The organism is Saccharothrix isguenensis, assembly GCF_052936305.1.
Genome location: NZ_CP193626.1, coordinates 4,997,371 through 5,022,212, shown reverse-complemented (window position 1 = coordinate 5,022,212; position 24,842 = coordinate 4,997,371). Strand labels below are relative to the sequence as shown.

Here is a 24,842-nt window from a genome sequence, read left to right as displayed (position 1 = left end):
GACCTTCGTGATCATCGAGTTGCACCTGCTCCAGTCCTTCCCGGTCAGCAACCTCAACCGCGACGACGTCGGCCAGCCCAAGACCGCCACCTTCGGCGGTTGCACCCGCGGCCGGATCTCCAGCCAGTCGCTCAAGCGAGCCGCCCGTCTGCTGTTCAACGACTACGGCCTGGACACCTCCGAGACCGGGGTGCGGACCAAGCGTTTGGTCGAGAACACCGCCGAGGTGCTCGCACGACCCGACCGGGACAACGCACTGACCCGCGGCGTGGTCGCCGCAGCCCTGGAACAGCTCGGCTTCGCCGTGGACCCCAGCAAGGGCCTCACCCAGTACCTGCTGTTCGTCGGCCGTGACGCAGTCGACCGGCTCGCGCAGTACTGCGAGGACAACTGGGACGTCCTGGCCGCCAGCCACACGGCGAAGGCAGCGAAGAAGGACCAAGAGAAAGATGGCGGGGCCGACAAGCCCGCGAAACCCGTCAAGGCGAAGCCCGACAAGGCCACCGCGGTGGAAGCCAAGCGGATCCTCGACGGCGGCCGGGCAGCTGACGTCGCACTGTTCGGGCGGATGATCGCCGACAACAAGGACTTCAACGTCGACGCAGCCTCCCAGGTTGCCCACGCCCTGTCCACGCATGCCGTGCTCAACGAGTTCGACTTCTACACCGCGGTCGACGACCTGAAGCCCGACGGCGAGTCCGGCGCGGACATGATCGGCACCGTCGACTTCAACTCCGCCTGCTACTACCGCTACGCCAACGTCGACACCGGCCAGCTGGTGCGCAACCTCGGCGGCGACACCGACCTCGCCAACCGCGCGATGCGCGCCTGGCTGAACTCGTTCATCCACGCCGTGCCCAGCGGCAAGCAGAACTCCATGGCCGCCCGCACCCTGCCCGACACCCTCCTCGGTGTCGTCCGTGACGCCGGCGCCTGGAACCTCGCCAATGCCTTCCTCAAACCCGTCACCGACGCCGACCTCATGGCCGGGTCCACCGAACGGCTCACCAAGCACTTCACCGGCCTGCGCGACTTCTACGGCAGCCACCAGATCCGGGCAATCGCAGCCGCCTCCGTCAGCGGCGACCTGCCACACCTGGACCCCGCCGACACGGTCACCAACATCGGCGCGTTCACCGACAACCTGCTCGCAGCCGCGAAGGCGTGACCACCGTGCCCAGGTCACTGGCCCTGTGCTTCGACGCACCGATGCAGTCATGGGGCATCCGATCCCGAGGCGTCATCCGCGACACCACCACCGAACCCACCAAGTCCGGTGTCGTCGGCCTCCTCGCCTCCGCCCTCGGTGTCCCCCGCGAAGACGACGACACCATCGCCCAACTCGCCGCCCTCCAGCTGGCCGTGCGAGTAGACCGCGAAGGCATCCTCGAGCGCGACTACCACACCACCCAGAACGTCCCCACAACCCAAGGAACCGGGCACCGCACCGTGGTCAGCGAACGCTACTACCTGGCCGACGCACTGTTCCTCGTCGTTCTGGAAGGTGAACCACCGCTGCTGCAACGCCTCCACGACGCCGTGAACAACCCCAAGTGGCCGCTGTTCTTCGGCCGCCGCGCCTTCGTGCCCGCCCGACCACTGGTCACCAAGGTCGGCCTGTCCGAACGCTCTGCGGCCGAGGTCGTCGACGACCACCACTGGCTCGAGCCGTCACCTCGGATGCGCGCGGGCGAACTCGGCAAGAAGGACCGGATCGGTCTGCGCGCCGTCCTCGACTGCGCGCCGACCACCGACAAGGCCGAAGTCCGCCACGACCACCCCCTCAGCTTCACCGAAGGCAACCGTCGCTACAGCACCCGCACCGTCCTGACTCGACCCGTGCAACTCACCGACGCCATGATCACCGCCGCAGGAGACGACAACCCGTGTACCTGACCAAGCTGCCTGTCAACGTCAGGTCCCGCGAGTTCCGCCGCGACTTCGCCAATATCCATGACCTGCACCGCACCGTCATGTCCGGCTATCCCGACACCGACGGCGACATCCCCGCACGCCAAGCCCACGGCGTCCTATGGCGTCTGGATTCCACCCACATCGGCTACACCGCCTACGTCCAAAGCCACACCGAACCAAACTGGGTGAAACTCCCCACGGACTACCTCGTCGGACCGGCCGAAGTCCGTCCCCTGCAACCTGTCCTCGATGCCATCGCACCCGGCCGCAAACTTGCCTTCCGCATGCTCGGCAACCCCACCCAGGACAGCCGTCCACCCCAACTCCAAGGCCGCTCAAGGCGTGTGGCCCATCGCACCCCCGAAGACCAGACCACCTGGCTGATCCGCAAAGGCGAACAACACGGCTTCGTCATCCCCACCGCCCGCGACGGCCACCCCGACGTCAATCCCTCACCCTTCCCCAGAATGACCGGACGTAAGGGTGACAGCGGCACCATCACCGTCGATGCCGTCCGCTACGACGGCCACCTCATCGTCACCGACACCAAAGCCTTTACCCACGCCGTGGTCACCGGCGTTGGGCGTGCCAAGGCCTACGGATGCGGCCTTCTCACGCTCGCCCCACCACGGAACCACTAATCCCGACAAGTTCTCTGTGTCGGTGGACCACCCCCGCTCGCGCGGGGAGACGTACGCCTCTCCCGCCCGCTCCGGTGCCCCGGCGGACCACCCCCGCTCGCGCGGGAAGATACTTCCTGGCCAGCAACTTTACAGGTCGAGACATGCTTTTTATTCGGTTCGTTTCGGTTTCGGATATCAGAAAGCGGACGATGCCCGTCATGGTGAGCCGACTGGGCCTACCACCGTACGGAGCGCTGCCTGTCAGCAGCCTGTCGACGACGCGTGAAAACTGACCCCCTGGCGACGCGCGGGTTCTAGGGCGGATTCGAGTGATCATCGCAACGTTGTTGGATCATGATGCCAGGACGTCTGCGGGTGTGCGCCAGCCGAGGGTCTTGCGTGGGCGGCTGTTGAGGCGGTCCTGGACGGCTTGGAGGTCGGCCGGTGTGTGGACCGAGAGGTCGGTGCGTTTCGGAAAGTACTGACGCAGCAACCCGTTCGTGTTCTCGTTCGTGCCGCGCTGCCAAGGGCTTCCCGGGTGGGCGAAGAACACCCCTTCCTGTAGGAGCGGCGCGATCTGGTCGTGGCAGGCCATCTCCGAGCCCTGGTCCCAGGTCAGTGTCAGTCGCAGCGGCTCGGGCAATCGGCCGAGCACCGCGATGAGTGCGTCACGGATCGCCTCCGCGGTGCGGTCGGTAGGGAGGTGTACCAGTAGGAGGTAGCGGCTGGCGCGGTCGACCAGGGTGCCGATCGCCGAGCGGCCCGCCGCGCCAACGATGAGGTCTCCTTCCCAGTCGCCGTACCGCGTCCGGTTCAGTGCGGCGGTGGGCCGTTGGTCGATCAGTACCGCCGGCGCGATGAATCTGGTGCGACGCTGGTCGGCGCGACGACGGCGCTTGCGCAACGGCCGGCCGGTGCGCAGCCGTCGGGTGAGGTGCCGACTCAGGCCGCCTTTGCCACCGTGGTATAGCGCCTGGTAGATGGTCTCGTGGCACACATGCCAGCTCGGCCGATCGGGAAACGCGGTCCGCAGATGGGCCGCGATCTGCTCAGGGCTCCACTCCAACTCAAGCCTGGTCTGCACCTCCGCACGCAACAACGCATCGTCGATCAACCGGGATCGCCGTGGTCGCCGCGTCCTCTGCCGAGCCCGAGCGTGCGCCAGGTCGCCGTCGTAGCAGCGGTCATGGGCGAGGGTGTTGCGGCGCAGCTCTCGACTGACCGTCGACGGCGCGCGACCGATCATCGTGGCGATCGCCCGAACGCCCAGACCCTCCCGGTGCAACGTGGCGATCCGCTGCCGCTCCGTCAACGACAGGTACCTGTTCGACCGGGCTGGTTCCGGCAGCTGTACCGGCGGCAGTCCACCGTTCTCCGCCCGCCACCGATAGCCGGTCTTGCGACCGATCCCGAGTTGTCTGCACGCCTCGACGGTGCCCACACCGGCGGCCAACAGCAACCAGTACTCCGACTCGAGATCGAGCCTGCGCTTGCGCCCGCGCCTCGCCATCAACACGCCCCTCATGATCAGGTGTGTTGCGACAAGCACTAGAACCCGCGCGACCACCGGGGGTCAATATTCGAGCGCCGTTGACACAGCCAACGAAGATCCCCCGAGGAGGGCCAGTTGTGGTGGCCGGTTGCAGTTCCCGCTCGCGGTCGGTAACAGGAGCGCCCCTGCGGCACGTTCGTCATGTCGGACCGGTTCGTGCCGCGGCGGACGAGCCGCGTCGAGCTGAACTCTTGTGACCTGCGGCGGCCTCGAACGTTGATGTGGTGGTGTGCTGCGGACGTGATCGAGGCAGGATGGTCGGGTGTTGATTGTGCGTGCGACCAGGAAGCTGCTGCGTCTGGTGGGTCCGCCCACCGCGCCCGATGATGATCATGGCACGACGTTGCTGGGCCCCTGGTATGCCACGGCCCTGTTCTGGCGGCCGCGGGTCGTGTTGTTGGTCAACGAGGAGACGTTGCTTCCCGTGCTGCTGCCTTCGGCACCCGCGGCGACTCTGACCGGCAGGCTCGCCGAGCAGATCGGCACAGTGCTGACCATCCTCGACGCGCCTTCCGCGATCGTCGACCAGGAACGTCGACACATGCAGACCGCTCAGTTCGGTGTCACCGTTAACCGCAGGGTTGTGGGCGTCATGACCGACTTCGCCCGCCTCGCGGAGATCCACCACGACGACGATCCCTCCGTGGACCTCGTCGCGCTCGGAGTCCGGCTCGCCGCGACCCCCTGCAGCCCGCTATATGGCAGAAACGTCAGTCCAGACCGTGAACTCGCCGCCACGTTGCAGGCGATGATGATCTGACACCGGGCACGAGACAGGCAGGCCCATCTGTACTCCATGGAGCACACGGCCCACTTCGCCGACGATGGGTCGGCCGATAGCAGGCAAGCTCACCGAGCGTAGTGATGACACGGCCGGATACCTCGCCGCTAAACTAAGTGGCCGTCAGTGGGGAGATCGAACTGGCCACTGACAAGCGCAGCGTCGCGCAGCCAGCACACCGGACCACTCCCGCTTGCGAGGGGAAGACCTCCGCGCGGCGCTCCTCGCACCACCGATGCGGCGGACCACCCCGCTACCGCGGGAGGACGGCACCGTCTGGCACTTCGCCAGCCGGAGCGCCGGACCACCCCGCTCGCGCGGGAAAGACACGCTCCTGCGCCGTAACGAGCGAATGGTCCTGGGACCACCCCTGCTTGCGTGGAGAAGGCTCGGTCTCGACCGGAGCGGTGGCCGCGGTCACCGGACCGCCCCTTTCCGCATCGGTTTGGTCAGGCCCTCTGCACGATGGTTCGAATCTTGAACCGACCTCCGCCTGACGGCTCCATGGTGAGGACGTAGACGCGTCCGGAGCGGTAGTCGATGCCCAGGACCTGGGTGACGGCGTGGTCGTGTCCGACGTGGCCGGCGAATCGCTCGGCCAAGCCGTTCGCTGTGGACTCGTGGGGAAGCCATCGCCCGCGACGGTGGTGAGTGGTCGTTCCTCGCACCGCGATCACACCGCTCGCGCCCTCGACATCCTCGATCGACAGCGCCGAAAACCCCGAGAACACCGCACTGACCAGCATCGCCATCTCAGTCACAAACGATCAGGGCACCCCCTGACCTGTCTCTGCCGGGGACCCGCCGCACCACCACCGGAAGTGCGCCAGAGCCGATCTCGAAACAGTCCCCCTGGTCAACGGAGGCGACGGGAGATGAGGTCGCGGGTGCTGGAGTTGAGTTGGGTGGCGACGAAGGTGTTGAGGCGTTCGGGGTCGGGCTCGACGCGGCGTGCTTCTTCGCGGTCTTCCCAGGTGTCGTAGTTGTTCGGGTCCGCAGCGGTGATGACGCCGATGCCGTGGGCTCGGGCTGCTTCGGCGACATCGGCGACCGCGTCTTCGAGGTGGCTGGCGTGGTCTGCGGGGACGTGGAGCAGGACGTAGGAATGGGTGGCGGAGCGGCGGTGGGCGAGGGCTTCGTAGACGGCTTGGACGTTGATGGCGTTGGCGGCTTTGACTTCGAAAGTGGCGACTTCGAGATACTTGCCGGGGACGTAGGCGAAGGTACGGACTTCGACGCTGACGATGTCGGGGCGAGACCACACGCCGCCGGTGGCACGGCGTCCCTGAAGGGCCGTGATCTCCACGGCGAGGGGGTCGCGCCGGTGGTCTTGGGCCCAGGCAGTGGCGATGACGTGCCGCATGGGTTCGTAGAGTGCGAGTTCCTTCTTGATGACGGCTTCGACCGTGGCGGCGGTCGTCTGCAGGTCGGCGGCGGTGTCGACGACTACGGCGATGGTGCGTTCCTCGACGGTGTCGTCGGTGACGACCCGGCGCACGACACCGCCGCGGCCCCGTCCGCGAACGATGAGTCCTGCGTCGACCAGGGTGTCGCGAGCTCGGAAGTAGCGGGTGCCGTCCCAGCCCAGTCGTCGTTGCAGAGTTGGATTGCTGATCGTGGCACCGTCGGGCGGAATCGCCGCGAACAGCGACTCCTGGTCGCCATGCAGTGCGGTCGGGTCGGCGGTCATTTCGGCGATGCTAGACGGGACGGGATGCAGTACTCGCCACACTTGTGGGATCGCGACCCTGCCGATGCCAGATTGTGGCTTGTGCGCCAGAAAGTCTGGCAACCGTCGGGCATCCGAGTCCTGTGATCCACGATCCGCGCACTGTGGCGCGCCGGATTGGCCCACTGCTTTACGGGAGGATCGGCGTCAGAGCGCCGAAACGCACTGAAAGTGCTCCGAACTGCAAGGATAATGCTGTCTAACATAAGTTGTACCTGTGCGGCGGGTTGTAGAATGGTGGCCTTGTCTTCTTGTGCTGCTTTGTGTTCCTCTCGACTGAATTTGGTGGATTCCACGCTGGTTGGCGGGGGGCAGGCGGAGTGGTTGCTGGTGGCAGGAGCCTGCCGGTCCGGGCGAGGGCTCAGCCGGTCTGCGGCCTTGATTCGGGCTTGACTCCGGTGCGGGCTCCAGCATGATCCCCAGGACTACTCCCGGCGAGGCTCCGGGTATGTATCGGCCCACGACAGGGGTGCCGGGCTGAACGCGCGCCAGGTGGCCAGGGCGTTGGCGTCGCCGCCGATCGCCACACTGATGCCGAACGGGACCACCCGGCCGAGCACGATGATCCCCTGCTTGGCGTCGTACTTGGTGATGAAGTTCTTGCCCAGCAGGCTGTTGAACTGGTGCAGCTCGCCGAGGCACTTTGCTGACGAGCTTGCAGCCCTTTGGCGAGCGGACAAATGATCAACCATCATTATAGATACAGTGTTGACTGAATGAATTTCCCTTCCGGCTTGGCCGAGACATCGTGGAGCTCGCCCCGAGGACCGGGAGTTCGACAGTCGAAAGTCCGATTTCGCTCAACCGTGTCAGGAGTCGACATGGAAGGGGGTGGCTGGTTGGTCGGGTTGGCCGGTGAGGAGGCGGTCGACGAGTGCGGTGACGAGGGTGCGGCATGGTGGTCGGTGAGCAGGCCGGGCAGGATGAGGCGCTCCATGATCACGATGCCCGAGGTCGACGCGTGGGCAAGGCCGCTCGACAGGTGACCGAGGCGCGCTGAGCGCGCAATCATGCGGTCAGCGCGAATACCTGCGGACACCTCTCAGTGTCCGAGCCGGGCCGCTCACCTCAATGACTGCTACGAACGGGGCGGCAGTCGACGTGGTGGAGGTTCCTGAGCAGCTTCATGAAGTCAGGTGGGGTGGTCGGCGATCCCTTCGGCTGCGGAAACCTGCGCCGGTCTGTGCAGCGGCCCGGTGTGGGCACAACGCAGCGGTGACATGTAGCTGCTCGTGCCGGTCAACCTAAGCTTCACGTCCCGTCCGCACGCGGACGGCGGTGGGATTCAGCCAGTATCCGAAGGTCGACGGCAAACAGCGCGTCGTCCACGAGCTCCCGTAGATCGCCGTCGACCCAGCCGTCGATTACAACCTCGTCGTCCTCATTGATCAGCAGCTCGGCGTCGGAGTTCACGGTGACGGCCAAGCGCGCGTTGATCGAGGCCCTGTAGGCGGTGGTGACGGCACCCAAGTTGTAGTCCGCGGCGTGCGCGGCGAGTTGGTCGATCACCAGCTCACGGAGCGAGGCACGACCGTCGAGGTCGGCGAAGGCGGCAAGGCTTCCCAACGATCGCATGGCCACAATACTCCCAAACGGGGCCCGTCACCCCATCGAGACACCCGGCTGGCAACACCCTGACGAGACCCACTCAGCGGCACCCTGTTCAACGCGGAAAGCATCGTGATCTTCCGTCCCTCGGCTGCTCGCCGAGGGACGTCCGTTCCGGACAGGTGGCCCAAGTCGACTCTGACTGCGGTGAGCCAGCCTGGTCGAGCCAGGGCAACACGAGCGGTTACTTGGATACGACTCTTGCTCGCGCAGGGAAGACATCAGCGACGCACGACGCCGCCAGAACTCTTCCGAACCACTCCTGCTCGCAGGGGAAGACTCGGGAAGCGGGTCGACCTGTGGGGCGAGGCCGGGAGCACCCCCGCTCGCGCGGGGAAGACCCAGCGGGTTCGTGCTCGCCACCACCGGCCTCCGGACCACCCCGCTCGAGCGTGGAAGACCGAGTGGAACTGGGAGCCGGTGGCGTTTGACAGCAGACCACCCCCGCTCGCGCGATGACGGCGCCTTCGGCCTTCGTCCAGCTCTCGATCGCCGGATACTCCTCGTCGAGCCGGTTGCTGCTCGTAGGCACGGCGGGCTGGCCGTTGCGGGGCCAAGCTGTGCCTGCGCAGCCACAATCTCACGCCCTTGTCGGCCGCACCGGTGTTCAGACGGGGAAAGCTCATGAGCCTGCGGATACCGCGCTGGGGTCCTGCAGGACTGAGTGCATCGGAGACCTTTGCACGGTGATGGTGTCGAGTCGTGCGTGATCCGGGAATCGATCATGGGTGGTGAAGTCGTGCCCGTGTGGTACACCGTCGGTCGGGGTACCGGATGTCGGCGGCAAAGGGAGGGAGAGGCGCTGTGGACGAGGACGTCTACTTGGAGTTGGCGGAAGGGTTGCTGAGTCCGGAGCGGGTGTATGCGCGTCAGGAGGCGATGTCGGGGACCTCGTTGATGCCCGCGCGATCAGGGGTCTACGCCTGGTACTTCGACGAGGTGCCGCCGGGTGTGCCGACCGAGAGGTGCCGGGTCGGCGGATTCGGGACGTTGTTGTATGTCGGGATCGCGCCGAAGGCGCCTCCGGTGAACGGTGCGCGGCCGAGCAGGCAGCATCTGCGCCAGCGGGTCGGCTACCACTTCGGCGGTAACGCCTATGGATCCACCCTGCGATTGACCCTCGGGTGCCACCTGGCCGAACGGTTGGGCATCGAATTGCGCCGGGTCGGCAGCGGCACGCGACTGACCTTCACCAAGGCGGGGGAGGCCAAGCTCAGCGAGTGGATGGGTGCTCACGCCCGTGTGGCGTTCGTCCTCGACGACGAACCGTGGAAGCTGGAACACGAGCTCATCAAACGCGAAGTTCTTCCGCTGAACATCGCCGACAACGTCCACAGTCCCTACTGTGTGTCACTACGCGCGCTACGCACCGAGCACAAGAAACGGGCACGCGCCCTACCCGTCACCTCCTGACCGGTCACCGACCGGAGTCTGAGGCGGCTGTTCGTCCGGGACGGGGTGGCGCCACGGACGCGTGAGGGTCGCGGGTGCCGCAGGTCGAGCGGAGCATGGCCAGGACCTGTCGTTGGTAGCCGATGCCCCGGGGGTGCCCAGGTAGTGGTCGTGAACGCGGTGGCCGCGTCGTTCGAGCAACTCATGGGCGGCCGGGTATGGCGAGGCAGGGGCGGACGAGGAAGGCGTGGATGTCGATGCCACCAGCCTCGGCCGACGGTGACGACTGATCGGCCACGACCGCCTCCCGGGCTGCGTCCCGCTCGCTCATCCTCTGGTCGTAGGGCTCCACGCGCGTGTCCAGATCGAGCAGGCCGTGGCGCGCCGACAGGATCAGCACCGCCACACTGCGCCCACGACGCCAGCCGGCTCGGCCTCCTCCTCGACCACAGCGAGGCGATACCGGAACATCGACCCGGTGTAGAGACTCGGCGCAGGGCTTGCCCGGGCAAGCTTCGCCGCTCCGCATGGGATCACAAACAGCGTTCTGGTCACGTCCACGCTCACCACGCCCCGGATACGCGGGTTCACGGGCTGGTCCACCTTCTACGCGGTCGCAAGCGATTCCGTGTTGACCGAAAGCGATCCCTACTGGTCGAGCGGTTGCCTCAGGAGTGGCGGGTGACGGCGCGGGTGATGGAGGCGGCCAAGCGGGTGATGGTCGCCGCGGTCGACGGGTCGGTCCCCGTCGTGCGGGCGTGTTGATCGGTCACGGTGTGGGCGAGGTCGTGCCAGGTGGTCCAGGCGCACACGTCGGGGATGCGGCCGGTCAGCTCGTCGAGCGGGTCGGGGTGGTGTGCGGGGGCGTGGACGGTGGGCAGGTGGAGCGCGATCGCGTCATGGATAGGCATGCGGCCGTGTCCGGCGACGGCTACGGGTGGCGGGGTGCCGAGAATGAGCAACAGCAGCGGTGTCCGGTCTCCGGCCTGTCGGGTGACGGCGAGGTATTCGCGGGCGAGCTGTTGTGGTCGGAAGGAGCTGCGTCCGACCTTCTTGGCCTCGACCAGGGCGTGGACGGTGGGGGTGGTGATGGCGGCGTCGGGTTGGACGATAAGCCGGTCGCCACGGGAGCTCCCGTCGGGGTTGAGGACGACTTCGTCGGGCAGGAACACGATCTCGGCGTCCTCGCTCTCCCGGGACAGGGCGCGGCGGGCGTGATCGGCTCCGTGGGCGTTGTCCAGCACGGCGCCGAGGAACGCGCGGCGTGGGAGGAAGTCCAGGGCGGTGAGGACCTCGGCGGTCAGGACGTTCTCGCGTCCGCGTCCGCCGTCGCGGTAGCCGCGGACCTTGGCGTCTTCCCAGGAGATCTCGTCGAGCAGGCGGCCCAGTACCGAGGTGTTGTCGTGGGCCTGCGGCTCCATCAGTCCTCCAGGGGGATGCGGGCTCGTCGACACACTGTCGGGCACTCGGGCGCTCTTGTATCGCGCGGCGTGCGCGAATCATCCCCGACCGCGGATGCCGCTCAGTCCGATACCAGCCGGTAACGACCGCGATCGACTCGTTCCAGGTCGTCGTAGGCGGTGACGGCGTGGTCGGGGGCGTTGCGGCACAGGCGCGAGGTGACCATGGTGCGGACGGTGCTCTCGGCGTAGCCGGTGCCCCGGCGGGCCATCTCGACGACGACCTCGGCCAGCGTGAAGGTCGACGCGCCGGATCGGGTCAACACGGCCTGGACCGAGTCGAGGATCTCCTCGCGCGCACCCTCCCGCATGGCGCGGGAACCCGGCCGGATCGGCGGCGTGTCGGTGTCGGCTGCCGTCTCGATTGCTTGCCACGCCGCCTGCACCGGAGGCAGCGGCCGCGTCGCCTCGGGATCGACTGCGGGCAGGTCCGCGTTCCGTTCGGTGGCGCGGGTCGACGTGGTAGATGGTCAGGCGCAGGGTGTCGTCGACGGGGATGACCGCGATGCGGGTCGCCGTGACGTGGTGCCGGACCAGGCCGGGGCCGATGATTTCCAGGGCCGTGGCGGGCAGTCCGGCGACGGCGGCAGGGCTGAGTGCCACCGTGTCGGTGTCCAGGTCGACTCCGTAGCGCCGCGCGGCACCGGCCATGTACCTGCGCAGACGGTCACTCTCAACGTAGACGAAGATCCGATCGACCTCGCCGGGATAGGTGGCCAGCCGGTAGAAGTCCTTGAGGACCTCGCCCAAGGCCATCGTCCACGCCGCGTTCACCTCGTTCGGCTCCCGGGGGAACTTCAACTCGATCAACGCCACCGGCAAAGGCCGCCCGACCAACAGATCGACCCGCGAACCCTTCAACACCGGGTGCGGCGCCTCGACCCGCAACATTGCGGCGTCCACACCGGCTGCTACCAGGGCTCGCGCGGCGGCGAACCGCACCACGTCCTCGGTGAGCAGCCCACCGAGCCCACGCTCCAGATGGCCCCGGAGTTCAGCGGCCACCGATGTCCACACTGCATCTGACCGCCACGAGCATGCCTGCGCCACGTGGTCTATGTCGTTCCGGATCGATGGATCATTAGCCGTCGGTCCGATACCTCTATACGCCGCTGTGCAGGAAGCTCAGGTAGGAATGCAACTAACGACGTGCCTCGAGAGCGCGGTGCGTGGATGTCCAAGTGTTGGATAGAATCACCCCCCCACTCGCGCGGGAAGACAGGTGCGTGAGTTGTTCGGCGGGCAGCTTGACCGGGCCACCCCGCTCGCGCGGAGAAGACGCACGCCAACCAGTCACGGGTTCGACCTGATGGGACCACCCCCGCACGCGCGGGGAAGACAACCACATCGTGCAGCCGTACGACTTAGACGACGTCTCATGTGGCGATCTTCGCCAGTCGTTTGAAGCAGGTCAGTGTTGCGGCGAGGGTGAGGAAGGCGCAGTAGTTGTCGGCGTGGCGTTCGTAGCGGATGGTCAGGCGGCGGTAGCCGGTGAGCCAGGAGATGGTGCGTTCGACGACCCAGCGGTGTCGGCCGAGGCGGTCGGAGGACTCGATGCCTTTGCGTGCGATGCGCGGGACGATGCCGCGTCGGCGTAACCATCGGCGGAGGTGGTCGATGTCGTAGGCCTTGTCGGCGTGGAGCTTCGTCGGGCGGAAGCGCCGTGGTCCGCGTCGGGACCGGATGCGCGGGATGGCCATGAGCATGGGCTTGAGTGCCTGGCTGTCGTGCAGGTTCGCCGCGGACACGCCTACGGCCGGCGGCAGACCGGCACGGTCGGACATCACGTGGATCTTCGAGCCGGGCTTGCCGCGGTCGACCGGGTTCGGGCCGGTCATGTCGCCCCTTTTTTCGCCCGGACCGAGGCGGCGTCCAGGATCGCCCGCGACCAGTCGACCTCCCCGCGCGAGCCGAGTTCGTCCAACACGGCCTGGTGCAACCGCCGCCACAACGCCGCCTCGGTCCACTGGGTGAACCGGCGGTGTGCGGTCGGCACGGTGACACCGAACGACGGCGGCAACTCCCGCCACCCGCATCCGCTGGTCAACACGTAGACGATCGCGGTGAACACCGCCCGGTCGTCCACCGGCGCCGTCCCGCCGCCCTGCGGCCGGGCAGCGAACTTCGGGAGCAACGGCTCGACCAACGCCCACAACTCATCGGGCACCAACCGCAACGACAACCGATCAACCACGATCCAAGATCATGACACGTCCATCAACGCCACGTGAGACGTGGTCTTAGCGATGGGACCAGCCCTGTTCGCGCGGGGAAGACGCACCGACCGTTCTGGCGACCGGGCCGACGTACGGACCACTCCCGTTCGTGCGGAGACTGGTCACCAGGATGTTCGAATCCTTACCGGTGGCGGACCATCCCCGCTCGCGCGGGAAGACGAGGCACCCGTCACGCCGGGTGCCGATGTGCAGGGACCACCCCCGCGCGCGCGGCAAAGACCGATTCCGTCTTCCGGTTCACAGGGTGCGCCACGACCACCTCCGCTCACGCAGGGAAACACTTCTTGACCAGCAATTTTACAACTGGTTTCAGAATGACTTGATCGGCGGATGTCGGCACTGTCGAGTCGTCGCACGCTGGAGTAGTGGCCGGGTCGGTTCTGTCTCCAGCCCGGTGATCCCCGGCCGGGGCGCAGGCAGATCCGACTTTTCCGCCGAGGTCAGTCCGGCGCCTGACCCGAGTCGGCCTGCTCCCGACGACGTCAGGTACAGGTCGTACGCCCATCGACCTCTAGATCATGGGCGACCTGGGCGACCATACGACCGGCGCGATCAGGTCGAGGACCTGGCGATGGAACTCCGGTGGGTAACTCCTGGGTATGCAGACCTCTTCCCGATCACATCAGCATGGCAGTCCAGGAGCACCGCTCCCCAAAATCCAGGACACATCAGTATTTGCTATGCCTCCTTGGCGTGTCTGCTCGGTGGCGCTGGGTGAGCTTCCTACACTGCGCGCTGTGGTCGGGTCCGTCGTTGCCTATGGAGCTGGAGTCGATGAGTCAAGCCAAGCTGGTCCGCGACAAGATCCCGCAGATCATCCGCGACACCGGTGAAATGCCAGAGGTGAGGACCGCAGAGGCCGACGAGTACCGAAGCCTGCTGCGGGCCAAGTTGGTGGAGGAGGTTGACGAATTCCTCGCGTCGAACGATCCCGAAGAGTTGGCCGACGTCCTGGAGGTACTGTCTGCGCTGGCAGTTGACCTCGGTGTCAATGAGGATGGTCTGCAGCAGCTCCGCGCCGCCAAGGCTCAGGAGCGGGGTGGTTTCTCCGATCGGGTGGTCTGGATCCGCAACTCGACGTCGACTGGCTGAGCCGTCTACTCCGACGGCTTGACGAGCAGCGCTTGCCCGGCAGTCGAGGACGTCGTCAACAGCGTCTGCTCCGAGGCGGGGCGCAACCCTGCCTGTCGACCGAGCGCGATGATCTCGTCGGTGGATATACCTTTCTGGAACGTGCCTTTGGCCTGGTCGGACCAGTAGCCGTCGTGATGGATCGGCCAGTTCGCGGAGGTGGCGCGAGGCGCGATGTCTGCTGGTGACCGCGTGACTACAAGGAGGAAGCCACCTGGGCGGACAAACCGGGCGGCGTCCTGCAGGGCCTCGATCCGCTGCCACGGGTTGGGTAGGACGTTGAGCACGAAGATGTTCGTGACAAGATCGTAGAGGCCATCTGGTTTGGTCGCCCGACCGAAGCCCGGATGCGGATCCCACCCATCGGCGGTCAGTCCTGCGCTCCGGTAATGGTCGACGTCACTGCCGCGTCCGCACCCGTAATCGAAGATGCTGCCGATTTCCATGTTCGGCACCAGCGTGTCCACGACGCTTCGGGCGAAGGGCGACGGGCGGCCGCGGTTCATTGCCGTTTTGTGTGGATGGTATTCTGCACGCGCGAATTCCGGCCGATCATCAGGCTCGGGCAACAGAGAGAACAAGGTATCTTTCTCATCCTCGTCTGCCGGAGGCAGCGTGACGGGTAGGTCCACGAGGATGGCGGAGTGATCGGTGAACGCCTGTGTGCCACTGCGGACGGAATGGTCGTAGCGAACCGACGTCACCGGGCGCAAGTGATCGGAGATGAGGGCGAGGTCGCAGCGAAAGCGGCTGTGAAGAGTCGCCGTCCGGCGTTCGATCGTGAACTCCGGGGCATCGGTGGCCGTGGAGTCGACCATGTCCGCTTCGGCTAGCAGTGCGGCGAACCGCTCACGCTCGGTGCTGCTATTGAAGTCGCTGGGGTGGCCGTTGCTAACGCCGTCGATGAGGCGCGGCGCAAGGTTGAAGTCGCCACATGCCAGCACGGGGCGCCTGTTCTCGGTGCCGACGAGTTTGCGCAGGATGTCCAGCTGATCCCGCCGAGAGGTGGTTGACCCGGAGTCGAGGTAGGCGTTGTAGACCACGAGCCAGGCTAGTTCGAGCCGCTGAGCGAAGTCGGCGGGGCGCGAGGCCCTGGGCACCTGGTACCGCTCGGCGCTCCAGCAGAACAGGTTGCCGTTGCCGTCCACGTGTCGGAAGCCCGGCAGGTCGACGGCGACGCGGGCGACCGGTTTCCACGGCTCCTGTGCGACCAGCACGTCTACCTGATTGTGCAGCAACCACCGGGTCAGGTGCGTCCGTGCCACCGGATTGCCGAGACGCTTGTTGAGGTTGATGGAAGCCAGGCGCACGGGCACTCCCGAGGTGGTCGTGTGATCACTGCTCTTATCGGTCGATCTCCGCATCGAATGCGTCCCAGAGAACGTTCAGCGGATGGGACGGCTCGTATCGTTCCCGCTCGCCCTTGCGGGCGAAGACACCGGTGACCAGTTCCAGCATCGGGTTGAAGTCGGCGGAGAACGAGACGATCCTCAGATTGGGGCCGCCTGGGAGGCGACCCTCGATCGCGGCCCGGCCGATTGACTCCGAGACGATCATGCATCCGAACGCCATTTCGTGCCGCAGCAGGGCCAGTCCGTAATAGATATCGTCAATGGTCGCCGCAATGGTCATCCTGTTGCGGAACTCCATACCGTACCAACGTTTGAGAAAATCAACTATCACGCCACCTGAAGGTATCAACAATGGCACTGATGGTAATCGGCCGACCCCGACTTCTGGCATCGCCAACTCCCGCCGAGGGAGGTTCGTCAACAGTACGAGCCCTTCACGATGCCACTCCAGAAAATCATACTGCTCCGGCACATCGGCGTATTCCCGAGACGAGGCGAATCCCCCACAGAGCAGATCGACAGCCTTCGCATCCAGGCGTGAGTACAGATCCTTCGTGCGCACATGCATGACTTTAAGTTCGGTCCCACGAGAGAGGAAATCACTGCTCACCCGCTGCCACACCCGACTCAGCAGGTCCAGCGTGAACTCCGTCGTGCCCACCGTGATCGTCTGTCCCAACCGGCGTCGACTGTCGTTGATCGAAGACTGCCAGCCCTTCAGGGTAATTCGGGCCAGATCGGCGAAGAGCTGCCCTGATGGAGTGAACAGGAACGGCTTCCCGCGCCCCTGCTTCACCACCAGCAACTCCCCGCACGCCTGCTGGAAGCTGCGGTTGAGCGTGTCTAACTGCTTTTGCACGCTGGATTGCTCCCGGTTCAAGATGCGGGCCGCATGCATGGCGGACCCGGTGTCCGCCACGAGCACCAGAGTGCGCAGTTGGTCGAGCGTGGTCTCCAACAGCCCTGGTCCCAACATCATGATGTCGTCAGGCTCAGGAGTGTTCACTGGTCCATCCCCTGTCGTCAACTCCCCACCGCCTCTCCGATTCGGTGATCAACTGTCCGGTGGCGCACTTGTGGTGTCCTGAATCGCAGTTACAACTGAAACTATCTTCAGATGTTCGATGGTACATCTAGACGTTCTGAAGTGAATCGGCGAACATCTAGTTGTTGCCTCTGTAGGTGTTCGAGGACGGTGAACCGCATGTTGACCGCAGGTCGTATCACTCAGCTGGTGGATGCCGGTGAGATCGCCTGGCGAGGCGAACTGCGGGGCGACGGCCTGCTGCTGCGCCTCGGCGCGTGTCTGCAGACGTTGAACTCGAACCGCTCCGTCGACCTGACGGACCAACGGAGCATTGACCGGCTCTACGGAGACCCCCGGACAGAGTGGGGCAGCCATGACTTGGCTCGCGGTGAAATGGTGCTCTGCCAGGTCCACCAGGAGTTGCGCCTAGGCCCGCGCAGCGCCGGCGCAATCGGTACGTTGTCCCACCTCGCGAGGGTCGGCCTGGCCACTCACGTCACCAGCCCATGGGTGCTACCTGGGTGGAACGGCTCCCTGACGTTGGAACTGCTCAACGTCGGCCCGGCCGACCTGCGCATCCACCAGGGCATGGCGGTGGCCAGGCTCGTGCTGTTCGCGGTAGACGGACCCGCATCGAGCGCCGATGCACATCGGTTCTACGGCGAAGGCAGCCACCTCGGCAGCCGCTACGCCGACGAGTTCCCCGCTCACGACTACCGGAGGTGACCGCGATGGATTGCGCCTTCTGCGTCGAGTTCGCCGACCCCGGCGAAACTAACCGGATCATTGTCGAGGAGGACGGCTGGGTGCTGCTGCCCACCATCGGCAGCTTCACGCCGGGTTACTGCCTATACATGCCCCTGGAACATGTGGACGCCGCCGCCGACCTGCCGGTCCAGGCACTGTCAAAGGCACAGGCAGCGGTCGAGGGGGTGCGGTCGCGCATCACCTCGGCCTTCGGACCCACGATCGTCGCCGAGCACGGGTCCCGCGACTGCGAACTCGGAGCGGGGTGCTGCACGCACTGTCACCTGCACCTGATCCCGGTCCCGATCACCGATGCCGTGACCACGGCCTATCGGGCTACGGGTGGTGACGCGACGGTGTTGTCGGGTTTGGCTGGCCTTCCCGCCGTCGCCACCGGTCCGTACCTGTACCTGTCACCGGAGCCGGGACAACACCTGTACTGGCCCGCGGACACGAGATTCGCTCGCCAATACGTGCGGCGCGTCTGCGCCAAACTGCATGGCTTGGCCGACCAATACGATTGGCGCGACCACCGGTTCGACGAGCATCAGCGCTATACGCTGGAAGTCCTGCGCGGGAACACCAGCACCGCGGCTGATCGCTGGCAGGCGACGTGTTGACGCGCGACGGCGGCTCCGGCTTGCTACATGCGCTCGACCGCACCTCCCTGACCGCCGCAGTGGCCGACCGACGCTGGCCCAAATGGTCGACCATGTGCCGCCTTCGGCTTCTGGGCAACCCAGTTCTCAACGGTGTCTGTGTGCCACCGGACGCCGGCTCCGCCGCGCTGCACACTGCGGTTACGTCACTCGCCGCGGCGACGGGAGCCACCGAACTGATGGTGCGCTCGGACGGCGGAACGGAGATCGGCTCCTACTACCAGGGCGGCAACAGCTTTCCACTCGATAGGGTGGAACCTCACGCAGCCGAGTTGATCGCGGCCGGGCGCGCGGTGATCCTGCTCGAACCAACGAACCGGTTCAGCAACCAACTCTCCGCACTACTGCGCATGGATCGGCCCACGCGCGAGGCGCCCGGGAAGTTCACGGCGGAGGTCCTCGGGCCCGGTTACGACGTCGGTGACCTGACGCGCGGCGGAATCCTGCCCCACGTCACCGTCTCGATCACCGATGTCTCGTGGCGTCGCTACCACAGACCGTGGTGGAGCGATCTCCGTGTCACACCGGACGCTTCCCCTGCGGCGATACGAGCCCGCCGCGAAGCGCGCTTGGAACGCCTTTCGAAGCACGTCCGCACAGTATCGGGAGATCGCTCCCAGGACAGTGGTGACAGCGCGTCATTCGCGCGTGATTGGCTTCGCTCGCACGGCTACCTCGATCTGTGGCGCGACTCGGACCCCACGACAAGGGCCGTGCGCTCAATGCCCGCCTGGTTCGCCGCAGCGTTCCTGATCGCCGCCACGCACGCCAACCGCGACTGGCGATGCCTTGCCACCTCGTTGTCGGATCTTGGTGGTGGCAGAGTCGTCTACTGGGACGTGGTCGACGGTGGTCACAAGTACACCGCACCGCCGCCCTCCGGGGGTGTCACGTGACAGATGAAGTCGTCTACCTCGACTATCAAGCCACCACCCCAGTCGACCTTCGCGTCCTGGAGGCGATGTCCCCCTACTGGACCCGGCTCTACGCCAACCCGGCGAGTTCGCATCGATTCGGCAGGCAGGCGGCCGAAGGCCTACAAGCCGCTCGACGGCAAGTCCGCACCGCTCTGGGCGCCGATCTCGACAGCGAGATCGTATTCACCTCGGGTGCCACGGAAGGCAATCACCTTGCCGTCGTCGGTGCCGTGGCCGGGAGCCGACACCCCGGCACCGACCACGTTGTCACAACCGCTGTCGAACACAAGTCAGTACTCGCGGCCTGTGACCGCCTCGCCGCTTCCGGACACACCGTTACCACCGTCGGCGTGGACGGTATGGGCATGGTTGATCCGCAGGACATCGCAACCGTAATCACTCCGCGCACGGTTCTGGTGTCGGTCATGCATGCCAACAACGAGGTCGGCACCGTGCAGCCCATAGCCGACATCGCGGCCATCACCCGAGACCGCGGCGTGTTGCTTCACGTCGACGCCGCCCAGTCCGTTGGTGCGCTGGACATCGACGTGAACGAGCTCGGGGCCGACCTCCTGACGGTATCGGGTCACAAGGTGTACGGCCCCAAGGGGATCGGAGCGCTCTATGTTCGTCGAGGCACGTCCCTTCGGCCCGAGTACGCCGGTAGCCAGGAGTACGGCAGGAGAGCCGGCACGGTCAACCTCGCCGGTGCCGTCGGTCTCGCCGAGGCGTTGCGCATATTGTCCGTCGAAAGGCGGACCGAGGCACATCGAATCGGAAGGCTGCGTGACACCCTCGTCGATCAACTGAGGAGCGGACTGCCGGACATCACCGTCAACGGCAGCGTCGAGCACCGCCTCCCGGGCAACACCAGCCTCACCATCTCAGGGATCGACGCGGACCGGCTCATCGACATCCTGCCGGAACTAGCTATCTCTACCGGATCGGCGTGCACCGGCGGACAGGCGGACCCGTCACATGTCCTCACCGCCATGGGCTTGGACGCGACCGCAGCCCGAGCCACCATCAGGTTGGGGGTGGGACGCCACACCCGCGACGAAGACGTCGAGTACGCCGCTCGTCGGATCACCACTGCCGTATCACGACTCCGCGCCGTCGTCTGACACGTCCGGTAGTCGTCCGCGCGACCAGAACCCGACCGGCGGTGCCCTAGGGATGATCCTCGGAAGGTCAATGGAGGCTCCATGTGCGATCTGCTGCCAGTCCCTCCAGGGGTTCCGGTTCCGCCTGGGTTCATCATCCCCGCCGGGGCGTATCGGCAGGACGGTGCCGGGCATCCGGGGCTCGGCGCGCAGTTGACCGCACTGGAGCGAGAATCGGGACGGACACTCGGTCAGGACGATTCGCCGCTCCTGGTGTCGGTGCGGCTCGAAGTCAGGTGTCCTGAGCCCATATCGGCGGAGCCCGTGGTGAACATCGGACTCGCCGATCACACGGTCGACGGGTTCGCTTCGTGGTCGGGAAGCCAATGGCCAGCCTGGTACGCGTACCAGCAGTTGCTCGTGACCTTTGGAGTAGGGGTCCTCGGTATCGATCGGGCGCTCTTCGACCACGAGATCGAAGCCCTGAAGTCTCGCCGCGGCGTGCCTGACGAGTCGGGATTGGCCCTCGCGGACCTCATGGACTTAGTGGAGACGTTCAAGCGCGTCACACGTGTCGCTTCGGGACAGGATTTCCCACAGGACCCTGTCGTGCAGTTGAGCATGGCGGTCCGCGCGTTCTTCGAGTCGTGTGGTGTCCTGCCTGATGACGACTCCGAGGACGACACTGTCGCCGTCATCGTGCATGAGGCCGTTTTCGGGGACCTCGATGCCGGTTCCTGTACCGGGTTCGCCTTCACCCGCGATCCGGATACCGGACAACCCGGAGTGGTCGGCCGGTACGTGTTGAAAGGTGGTGGCGATAAACTGGCGGCGGGTGTCAGCGCTGTCGCGCCGTTGAGCGGGCTGGACCTCGTGCGTTCCGGCCTGCACGGTGAACTGGCGGCCGTCGGGCGACTGCTGGAGGAGCGCTTTCGAGACCTGTGCGAGATCGAGTTCGTCGTCCAATGCGGGGAGCTGTGGGTGCTGCGGGTTCGCCCGGCGAAACGTGCGCCCGCAGCCGCGTTTCAGATCGTGGACGCGCTGTATGAAGAGAACTTGATCGACGCGGACGAGGTGTTGCGCCGCACGACCGGCGATCAACTCGCCCAGTTGATGTCGTCAGGGTTCAAGGACGACGTCCACGGCAGGCTCGTCACCACGGCGGTGGCTGTCTCTCCAGGGGTGGCAGTCGGGCACGTCGTGTTGGACAGTGTCACAGCCACGCAGTGGATCAAGGACGGGAAGCCGGTGATCCTCGTGCGACAGGATACCGACCCGGGCGACATGGAAGCCATGATGCGGTCGGAAGGCGTGTTGACGACTCACGGCGGACAGGCTTCACACGCCGCCGTGGTCGCCCGCAGCTTCGGCGTGACGTGTGTCTGCGGCGCGGCTGACCTGGTGATCGACGTCGAAGCGCGTCGGCTCCGCGCCCAGAGCGGGGTCGTGCTCAACGAGGGCGACCTCGTGTCGATCGACGGCGGAACGGGTGCGGTGTACGCCGGCGCGATGCCGATCGTTCCGTCTGCGGTGCGGGCGTACTTCGAGGGTGGTGTGGACGCGGAAGACGTGGGCGGCGACAACCTGGTGCGCTCGGTTCACCGGATCATGGAGATGGCAGACAGCCGACGAAGCCTGCGCGTGCTCGCGAACGTCGACGCACCTTCGGAGGCGGCGCGGGCACGCCACCTGGGTGCAGAGGGCATCGGATTGTGCCGAACGGAGCATATGTTCCTCGGTGAGCGCGCAGAACTCCTGCGGAGGGTCCTCCTGGCAGGCAAAGACGGTTATCGAGAGCGCTCGGAAGTGCTCGCAGAACTGCTGCGCCTGCAGCGAGCGGATTTCGTACGCCTGTTCGAGACGATGGACGGCCGCGCCGTCACTGTAAGATTGCTAGACCCTCCGCTGCACGAGTTCCTGCCGGATCGTACGGAACTGTCGGTGCGGGTCGCCGTCGCCGAGGTGCGTGGCGAAGCGGAGGAATACGATCGTCGGTTGCTGCGTGCGGTGCAGCGGTTGCACGAGCGGAACCCGATGCTTGGTTCGCGTGGCGTAAGGCTCGGGCTCGGCACACCCGAGGTATACGCGACGCAAGTCCGGGCCATTGCTGAGGCAGTTGCCTCGCGGCTTTCTGCGGGCGGGAATCCGGACGTGCGCATCATGATCCCCTTCGTCGGTTCCGTAGAAGAACTGGCACTCGTCAGGGAGCGGGCTGAAGCCGTGATGGACGAAGTGGCCGACGAGACGGGAACGATCGTGCCCAAGGTGGTGGGAACCATGATCGAGGTGCCCCGCTCGGCGCTGGTCGCAGGTGAACTGGCTGGCTGCGCGGACTTCTTTTCCTTCGGCACGAACGACCTCACCCAAGCCACCTGGGCCATGTCGAGGGATGACGCCGAAGCGTCTTACTTGGCCGACTACCGCAGCATTGGCCTGCTGACCGACTCGCCGTTCGAAACAATCGACCGTGCCGGTGTCGGCAGATTAATCGAAATCGCAGTGCGGGAAGGACGTTATGCCAAGGCGGATCTGGAGTTCGGCGTCTGCGGGGAGCACGGCGGTGACCCCTCCTCCATTCACTTCTTCCACGAGGTGGGTATGCACTACGTCTCGTGTCCACCGCTTCGCATTCCAGTTGCCCGTCTGGAAGCCGCTCGGGCTGTGGTGTTGATGGGGAATCGGGAAGAGATCCGTACGGCTGTCAGCAAACACCACAGCGTCGGAGCGTGCTGCACCAGGCAGAAGTTGTGAGTATCCGCCCTGCCCTGCACGCTAGCCAACCTGAAGAAGTCGGAACCGCTCGGCCGCCGGACTGAAGTTGGGACTACCCCGCTCGCGGGGAAGACTTGAGCAAGTCTCCGCCTTGGTGCGGAGTTCCAGACCGCCCCCCGCGCTCGCGGGGAAGACGGGGTGGCGAGGGCGATCCCATCACGGCCGTCCGGAGCACCCCTGTGCTCACAGGGAAAAGACATCACGTAGCCGGACAGCTGCGACGTGATCCGCGGACCACCCCCGCGCTCGCGGGGGAAGACACTTCCTGGCCAGCGACTTTACAGGTCGATTCGTGCTTTTTCATTCGGTTCGTTTCAGTTCTGGATGTCAGTGGCCGTTTCGAGCTACCGGGGTTGGGCGAGCCAGTGGCTGGTGATGCGGACGATGGACCAGCGGCCATAACCGCTGGTGATGGCGTAGTCGTTTGTAGTTGTGGACGCAGCGGCGGCGTTCGGTGATCCAGGCAATGTCCGCTCCACCACCACCTGCTGGGCAGCACAGTGAAGTACGGCAGATCTGGTATTGGACTACCTCCACCACCAGACGAAGTGTCCTGCGGGCCAAGTCGAGCAGGGTGCCGGTGTAGCCGCCGTCTGTCCACACCAACGCGACCCGCCCGCTAACGGTAGCGCCCATTCGCCGCAATAGGCTGCGCGCAGCGACCCGGCTCTACGTCGACGTCGATGGGGGCGTCACCAGCGCCACCAGCAGCAACCCCATCGCCTTCACGGCGGTGTGTCGCCTGCAGTTCAGGATCTTCCTCCCCGCGCCGAAGCCGCGTGGACCGGCCGACAGTCTCGGCGGCGCGCACCGACTGCGAGTCCATTACCGCCGCGGACAGCGGCGCCACGGCCGTCCACCAGGCGGACGCGGTCACACAACGCCTCAAGCAGTCGCTACGACGCATCGACCTTCTCCCAAGCAGCGAAGTGTTTGTAGACCGTCTGCCACGGCGGAAGTCCACAGGCAGTGCGCGCCACTTGATGCCGTTGTCGATCATGTACACGATGGCGTCCACGATGACGCGGTAGCGCTGCTTCTCTCACCGCCCCGGCCGGCCGGCATGTCGGATCGGGCAACAACGGGTCGAGCTTCACCCACTGGGCTGCGGTGGCATCAGTAGGATGGCGTCCCGCCTGCCGGATGGGTTGGTGGAAGGCGGCAAGCCGACAGCCTCGGGAACCCGCGATTATGCCGCCCGCAGGGGCCGGGCACGATAGCAACGGAACTCTTGGTGGAACGGCGCATGGACACCGTCCGATCTATCAGGAGTTGTCTCGTCTTCGCGCCAGAAGACTTCCGCCGTCTCCAGTTCGGAAACGGCTACTCGATGACGGGCGGGCCGTGTCCGCCTGTCGACGATCGAACGGGAGAAAAGTGACGGTGAACTGGAAGACCGGAAACGCCAACGAGGACGGTGCAGACACCCGCGGTTGGCTCGTGGGGCACTTCATCGACCCGTCGCAAGGCGTCCGCTCGCAGAAAGATGTGGAGGTCAAATGGTGTAACCATCCTGCCGGCGACAAGCGTGTCGAGTGGACTTCGGATGATCGACGGACGACTTTGACCATGTTGGTGCGGGGTTCCTTCCGTGTTGACACCACTGAAGGCACCTTCACTATGACTCGTTCCGGCGACTACGTCATGTGGGGCGTGGGCGTCGATCACTCATGGGAAGCACTCGAGGAGTCGACCGTTCTCACGGTCCGGTGGCCGTCGCAACCTGACTAGTGACGATCGGTAACTGCAGTAGGCCACCATCGCCTCCCCGGTGGCGCTGGTGAGTTGCGAGAAGCGCGCCAGAACTAAAAGTTCGACGTCGTAACAGAGTGCGGTGA

Annotated in this window: 24 protein-coding genes; 13 read left to right on the top strand and 11 right to left on the bottom strand. The window is 65.7% G+C overall.

The window, feature by feature from the left end:
• Window positions 1-7 precede the first annotated feature (7 nt).
• From cas7e to cas6e, 3 genes are read left to right on the top strand one after another with little or no spacing between them, the layout of a single operon-like run.
• Window positions 8-1,168, top strand: a complete 1,161-nt coding sequence (gene cas7e / locus ACRAKI_RS22520; RefSeq protein WP_447002488.1) for a type I-E CRISPR-associated protein Cas7/Cse4/CasC — start codon at window positions 8-10, stop codon at window positions 1,166-1,168.
• Between the two features lie 5 nt (window positions 1,169-1,173).
• Window positions 1,174-1,896 (top strand): type I-E CRISPR-associated protein Cas5/CasD, encoded by a 723-nt coding sequence (gene cas5e, locus ACRAKI_RS22515; RefSeq protein WP_447002487.1) that lies wholly within the window; start codon window positions 1,174-1,176, stop codon window positions 1,894-1,896.
• Window positions 1,887-2,555 (top strand): type I-E CRISPR-associated protein Cas6/Cse3/CasE, encoded by a 669-nt coding sequence (gene cas6e / locus ACRAKI_RS22510; protein WP_447002486.1) that lies wholly within the window; start codon window positions 1,887-1,889, stop codon window positions 2,553-2,555. Before cas5e ends, cas6e begins: the two co-directional genes overlap by 10 nt.
• 334 nt (window positions 2,556-2,889) lie before the next feature.
• Here cas6e and ACRAKI_RS22505 read toward each other — a convergent pair whose 3' ends face one another.
• Window positions 2,890-4,047, bottom strand: a complete 1,158-nt coding sequence (locus ACRAKI_RS22505; protein WP_447008483.1) for an IS30 family transposase — start codon at window positions 4,045-4,047, stop codon at window positions 2,890-2,892.
• A 304-nt stretch (window positions 4,048-4,351) separates the two neighbouring features.
• Between ACRAKI_RS22505 and ACRAKI_RS22500 the strand changes: the two genes are divergently transcribed.
• A complete protein-coding gene (locus ACRAKI_RS22500) occupies window positions 4,352-4,849 on the top strand; it encodes a DUF6933 domain-containing protein (protein WP_447002485.1) in 498 nt (165 codons plus the stop codon).
• 470 nt (window positions 4,850-5,319) lie between these two features.
• Here ACRAKI_RS22500 and ACRAKI_RS22495 read toward each other — a convergent pair whose 3' ends face one another.
• The 4 genes from ACRAKI_RS22495 to ACRAKI_RS22480 form a co-directional block, all read right to left on the bottom strand.
• A complete protein-coding gene (locus ACRAKI_RS22495; RefSeq protein ID WP_447002484.1) occupies window positions 5,320-5,631 on the bottom strand; it encodes a hypothetical protein in 312 nt (103 codons plus the stop codon).
• A gap of 95 nt (window positions 5,632-5,726) precedes the next feature.
• Entirely contained in the window at window positions 5,727-6,560 is an 834-nt protein-coding gene (locus ACRAKI_RS22490; protein ID WP_447002483.1) for a hypothetical protein, read from the bottom strand.
• Window positions 6,561-7,024: 464 nt separating this feature from the next.
• A complete protein-coding gene (locus ACRAKI_RS22485) occupies window positions 7,025-7,294 on the bottom strand; it encodes a hypothetical protein (protein ID WP_447002482.1) in 270 nt (89 codons plus the stop codon).
• Window positions 7,295-7,850: 556 nt separating this feature from the next.
• Window positions 7,851-8,174 carry a hypothetical protein gene (locus tag ACRAKI_RS22480; RefSeq protein ID WP_447002481.1) on the bottom strand — a complete coding sequence of 108 codons (324 nt, stop codon included), beginning with the start codon at window positions 8,172-8,174 and terminating at the stop codon, window positions 7,851-7,853.
• An 837-nt stretch (window positions 8,175-9,011) separates the two neighbouring features.
• Between ACRAKI_RS22480 and ACRAKI_RS22475 the strand changes: the two genes are divergently transcribed.
• Complete coding sequence (locus ACRAKI_RS22475) at window positions 9,012-9,620, top strand: GIY-YIG nuclease family protein (RefSeq protein WP_447002480.1); 609 nt, start codon at window positions 9,012-9,014, stop codon at window positions 9,618-9,620.
• Between the two features lie 181 nt (window positions 9,621-9,801).
• Here ACRAKI_RS22475 and ACRAKI_RS22470 read toward each other — a convergent pair whose 3' ends face one another.
• The 3 genes from ACRAKI_RS22470 to ACRAKI_RS22460 form a co-directional block, all read right to left on the bottom strand.
• Entirely contained in the window at window positions 9,802-10,005 is a 204-nt protein-coding gene (locus ACRAKI_RS22470) for a hypothetical protein (RefSeq protein ID WP_447002479.1), read from the bottom strand.
• A 262-nt stretch (window positions 10,006-10,267) separates the two neighbouring features.
• Entirely contained in the window at window positions 10,268-11,020 is a 753-nt protein-coding gene (locus ACRAKI_RS22465) for a hypothetical protein (RefSeq protein WP_447002478.1), read from the bottom strand.
• A 101-nt stretch (window positions 11,021-11,121) separates the two neighbouring features.
• On the bottom strand, window positions 11,122-11,370 hold the full coding sequence (locus ACRAKI_RS22460) for a DUF7669 domain-containing protein (RefSeq protein ID WP_447002477.1): 249 nt from the start codon (window positions 11,368-11,370) through the stop codon (window positions 11,122-11,124).
• Between ACRAKI_RS22460 and ACRAKI_RS22455 the strand changes: the two genes are divergently transcribed.
• Window positions 11,369-12,085: a hypothetical protein gene (locus tag ACRAKI_RS22455; RefSeq protein WP_447002476.1), complete on the top strand. Its 717-nt coding sequence runs from the start codon at window positions 11,369-11,371 to the stop codon at window positions 12,083-12,085. The two genes, ACRAKI_RS22460 and ACRAKI_RS22455, sit on opposite strands and share 2 nt — an antisense overlap.
• Window positions 12,086-12,435: 350 nt before the next feature.
• Here ACRAKI_RS22455 and ACRAKI_RS22450 read toward each other — a convergent pair.
• Window positions 12,436-13,241 (bottom strand): IS5 family transposase gene (locus tag ACRAKI_RS22450; RefSeq protein ID WP_447008482.1). Its coding sequence is split into 2 segments (ribosomal slippage): window positions 12,436-12,899 and window positions 12,899-13,241, totalling 807 coding nucleotides; the frame shifts between segments, so codons are not numbered across the junction.
• A gap of 829 nt (window positions 13,242-14,070) precedes the next feature.
• On the opposite strand from ACRAKI_RS22450, the gene ACRAKI_RS22445 reads away from it, so the two are divergent.
• Window positions 14,071-14,388 carry a nucleoside triphosphate pyrophosphohydrolase gene (locus tag ACRAKI_RS22445; protein WP_447002475.1) on the top strand — a complete coding sequence of 106 codons (318 nt, stop codon included), beginning with the start codon at window positions 14,071-14,073 and terminating at the stop codon, window positions 14,386-14,388.
• A gap of 5 nt (window positions 14,389-14,393) precedes the next feature.
• Here the strand turns inward: ACRAKI_RS22445 and ACRAKI_RS22440 are convergent, their stop codons facing one another.
• Window positions 14,394-15,737 carry a methyltransferase domain-containing protein gene (locus tag ACRAKI_RS22440; protein ID WP_447002474.1) on the bottom strand — a complete coding sequence of 448 codons (1,344 nt, stop codon included), beginning with the start codon at window positions 15,735-15,737 and terminating at the stop codon, window positions 14,394-14,396.
• A 34-nt stretch (window positions 15,738-15,771) separates the two neighbouring features.
• A complete protein-coding gene (locus tag ACRAKI_RS22435) occupies window positions 15,772-16,785 on the bottom strand; it encodes a LysR family transcriptional regulator (RefSeq protein WP_447002473.1) in 1,014 nt (337 codons plus the stop codon).
• Between the two features lie 198 nt (window positions 16,786-16,983).
• On the opposite strand from ACRAKI_RS22435, the gene ACRAKI_RS22430 reads away from it, so the two are divergent.
• The 6 genes from ACRAKI_RS22430 (at window position 16,984) to ACRAKI_RS22405 (ending at window position 24,735) form a co-directional block, all read left to right on the top strand.
• On the top strand, window positions 16,984-17,532 hold the full coding sequence (locus ACRAKI_RS22430; RefSeq protein ID WP_447008481.1) for a dCTP deaminase domain-containing protein: 549 nt from the start codon (window positions 16,984-16,986) through the stop codon (window positions 17,530-17,532).
• Window positions 17,529-18,173 (top strand): hypothetical protein, encoded by a 645-nt coding sequence (locus ACRAKI_RS22425; protein WP_447002472.1) that lies wholly within the window; start codon window positions 17,529-17,531, stop codon window positions 18,171-18,173. The genes ACRAKI_RS22430 and ACRAKI_RS22425 overlap by 4 nt, the downstream gene beginning before the upstream one ends.
• Window positions 18,167-19,108 (top strand): hypothetical protein, encoded by a 942-nt coding sequence (locus ACRAKI_RS22420; protein WP_447002471.1) that lies wholly within the window; start codon window positions 18,167-18,169, stop codon window positions 19,106-19,108. Before ACRAKI_RS22425 ends, ACRAKI_RS22420 begins: the two co-directional genes overlap by 7 nt.
• Window positions 19,105-20,253 carry a cysteine desulfurase family protein gene (locus ACRAKI_RS22415; RefSeq protein WP_447002470.1) on the top strand — a complete coding sequence of 383 codons (1,149 nt, stop codon included), beginning with the start codon at window positions 19,105-19,107 and terminating at the stop codon, window positions 20,251-20,253. The genes ACRAKI_RS22420 and ACRAKI_RS22415 overlap by 4 nt, the downstream gene beginning before the upstream one ends.
• 81 nt (window positions 20,254-20,334) lie before the next feature.
• Window positions 20,335-22,983, top strand: coding sequence for a putative PEP-binding protein (locus ACRAKI_RS22410; RefSeq protein WP_447002469.1), 2,649 nt, complete (start codon window positions 20,335-20,337; stop codon window positions 22,981-22,983).
• Window positions 22,984-24,381: 1,398 nt separating this feature from the next.
• The gene (locus ACRAKI_RS22405; protein WP_447002468.1) at window positions 24,382-24,735 is read left to right on the top strand and encodes a signal peptidase I; all 354 of its coding nucleotides are present in this window, start codon (window positions 24,382-24,384) and stop codon (window positions 24,733-24,735) included.
• Window positions 24,736-24,842: the final 107 nt, after the last annotated feature.

Excerpts from the sequence above, each read along its gene's own strand:
- ACRAKI_RS22410 (WP_447002469.1), top strand. The coding sequence starts at position 20,335 with ATGTGCGATCTGCTGCCAGTCCCTCCAGGGGTTCCGGTTCCGCCTGGG.
- ACRAKI_RS22465 (WP_447002478.1), bottom strand. The coding sequence starts at position 11,020 with ATGGAGCCGCAGGCCCACGACAACACCTCGGTACTGGGCCGCCTGCTC.
- ACRAKI_RS22430 (WP_447008481.1), top strand. The coding sequence starts at position 16,984 with ATGTTGACCGCAGGTCGTATCACTCAGCTGGTGGATGCCGGTGAGATC.
- ACRAKI_RS22455 (WP_447002476.1), top strand. The coding sequence starts at position 11,369 with ATGGCGCGGGAACCCGGCCGGATCGGCGGCGTGTCGGTGTCGGCTGCC.
- ACRAKI_RS22485 (WP_447002482.1), bottom strand. The coding sequence starts at position 7,294 with ATGATGGTTGATCATTTGTCCGCTCGCCAAAGGGCTGCAAGCTCGTCA.
- ACRAKI_RS22490 (WP_447002483.1), bottom strand. The coding sequence starts at position 6,560 with ATGACCGCCGACCCGACCGCACTGCATGGCGACCAGGAGTCGCTGTTC.
- ACRAKI_RS22505 (WP_447008483.1), bottom strand. The coding sequence starts at position 4,047 with ATGGCGAGGCGCGGGCGCAAGCGCAGGCTCGATCTCGAGTCGGAGTAC.
- ACRAKI_RS22480 (WP_447002481.1), bottom strand. The coding sequence starts at position 8,174 with ATGCGATCGTTGGGAAGCCTTGCCGCCTTCGCCGACCTCGACGGTCGT.
- ACRAKI_RS22460 (WP_447002477.1), bottom strand. The coding sequence starts at position 11,370 with ATGCGGGAGGGTGCGCGCGAGGAGATCCTCGACTCGGTCCAGGCCGTG.
- ACRAKI_RS22445 (WP_447002475.1), top strand. The coding sequence starts at position 14,071 with ATGAGTCAAGCCAAGCTGGTCCGCGACAAGATCCCGCAGATCATCCGC.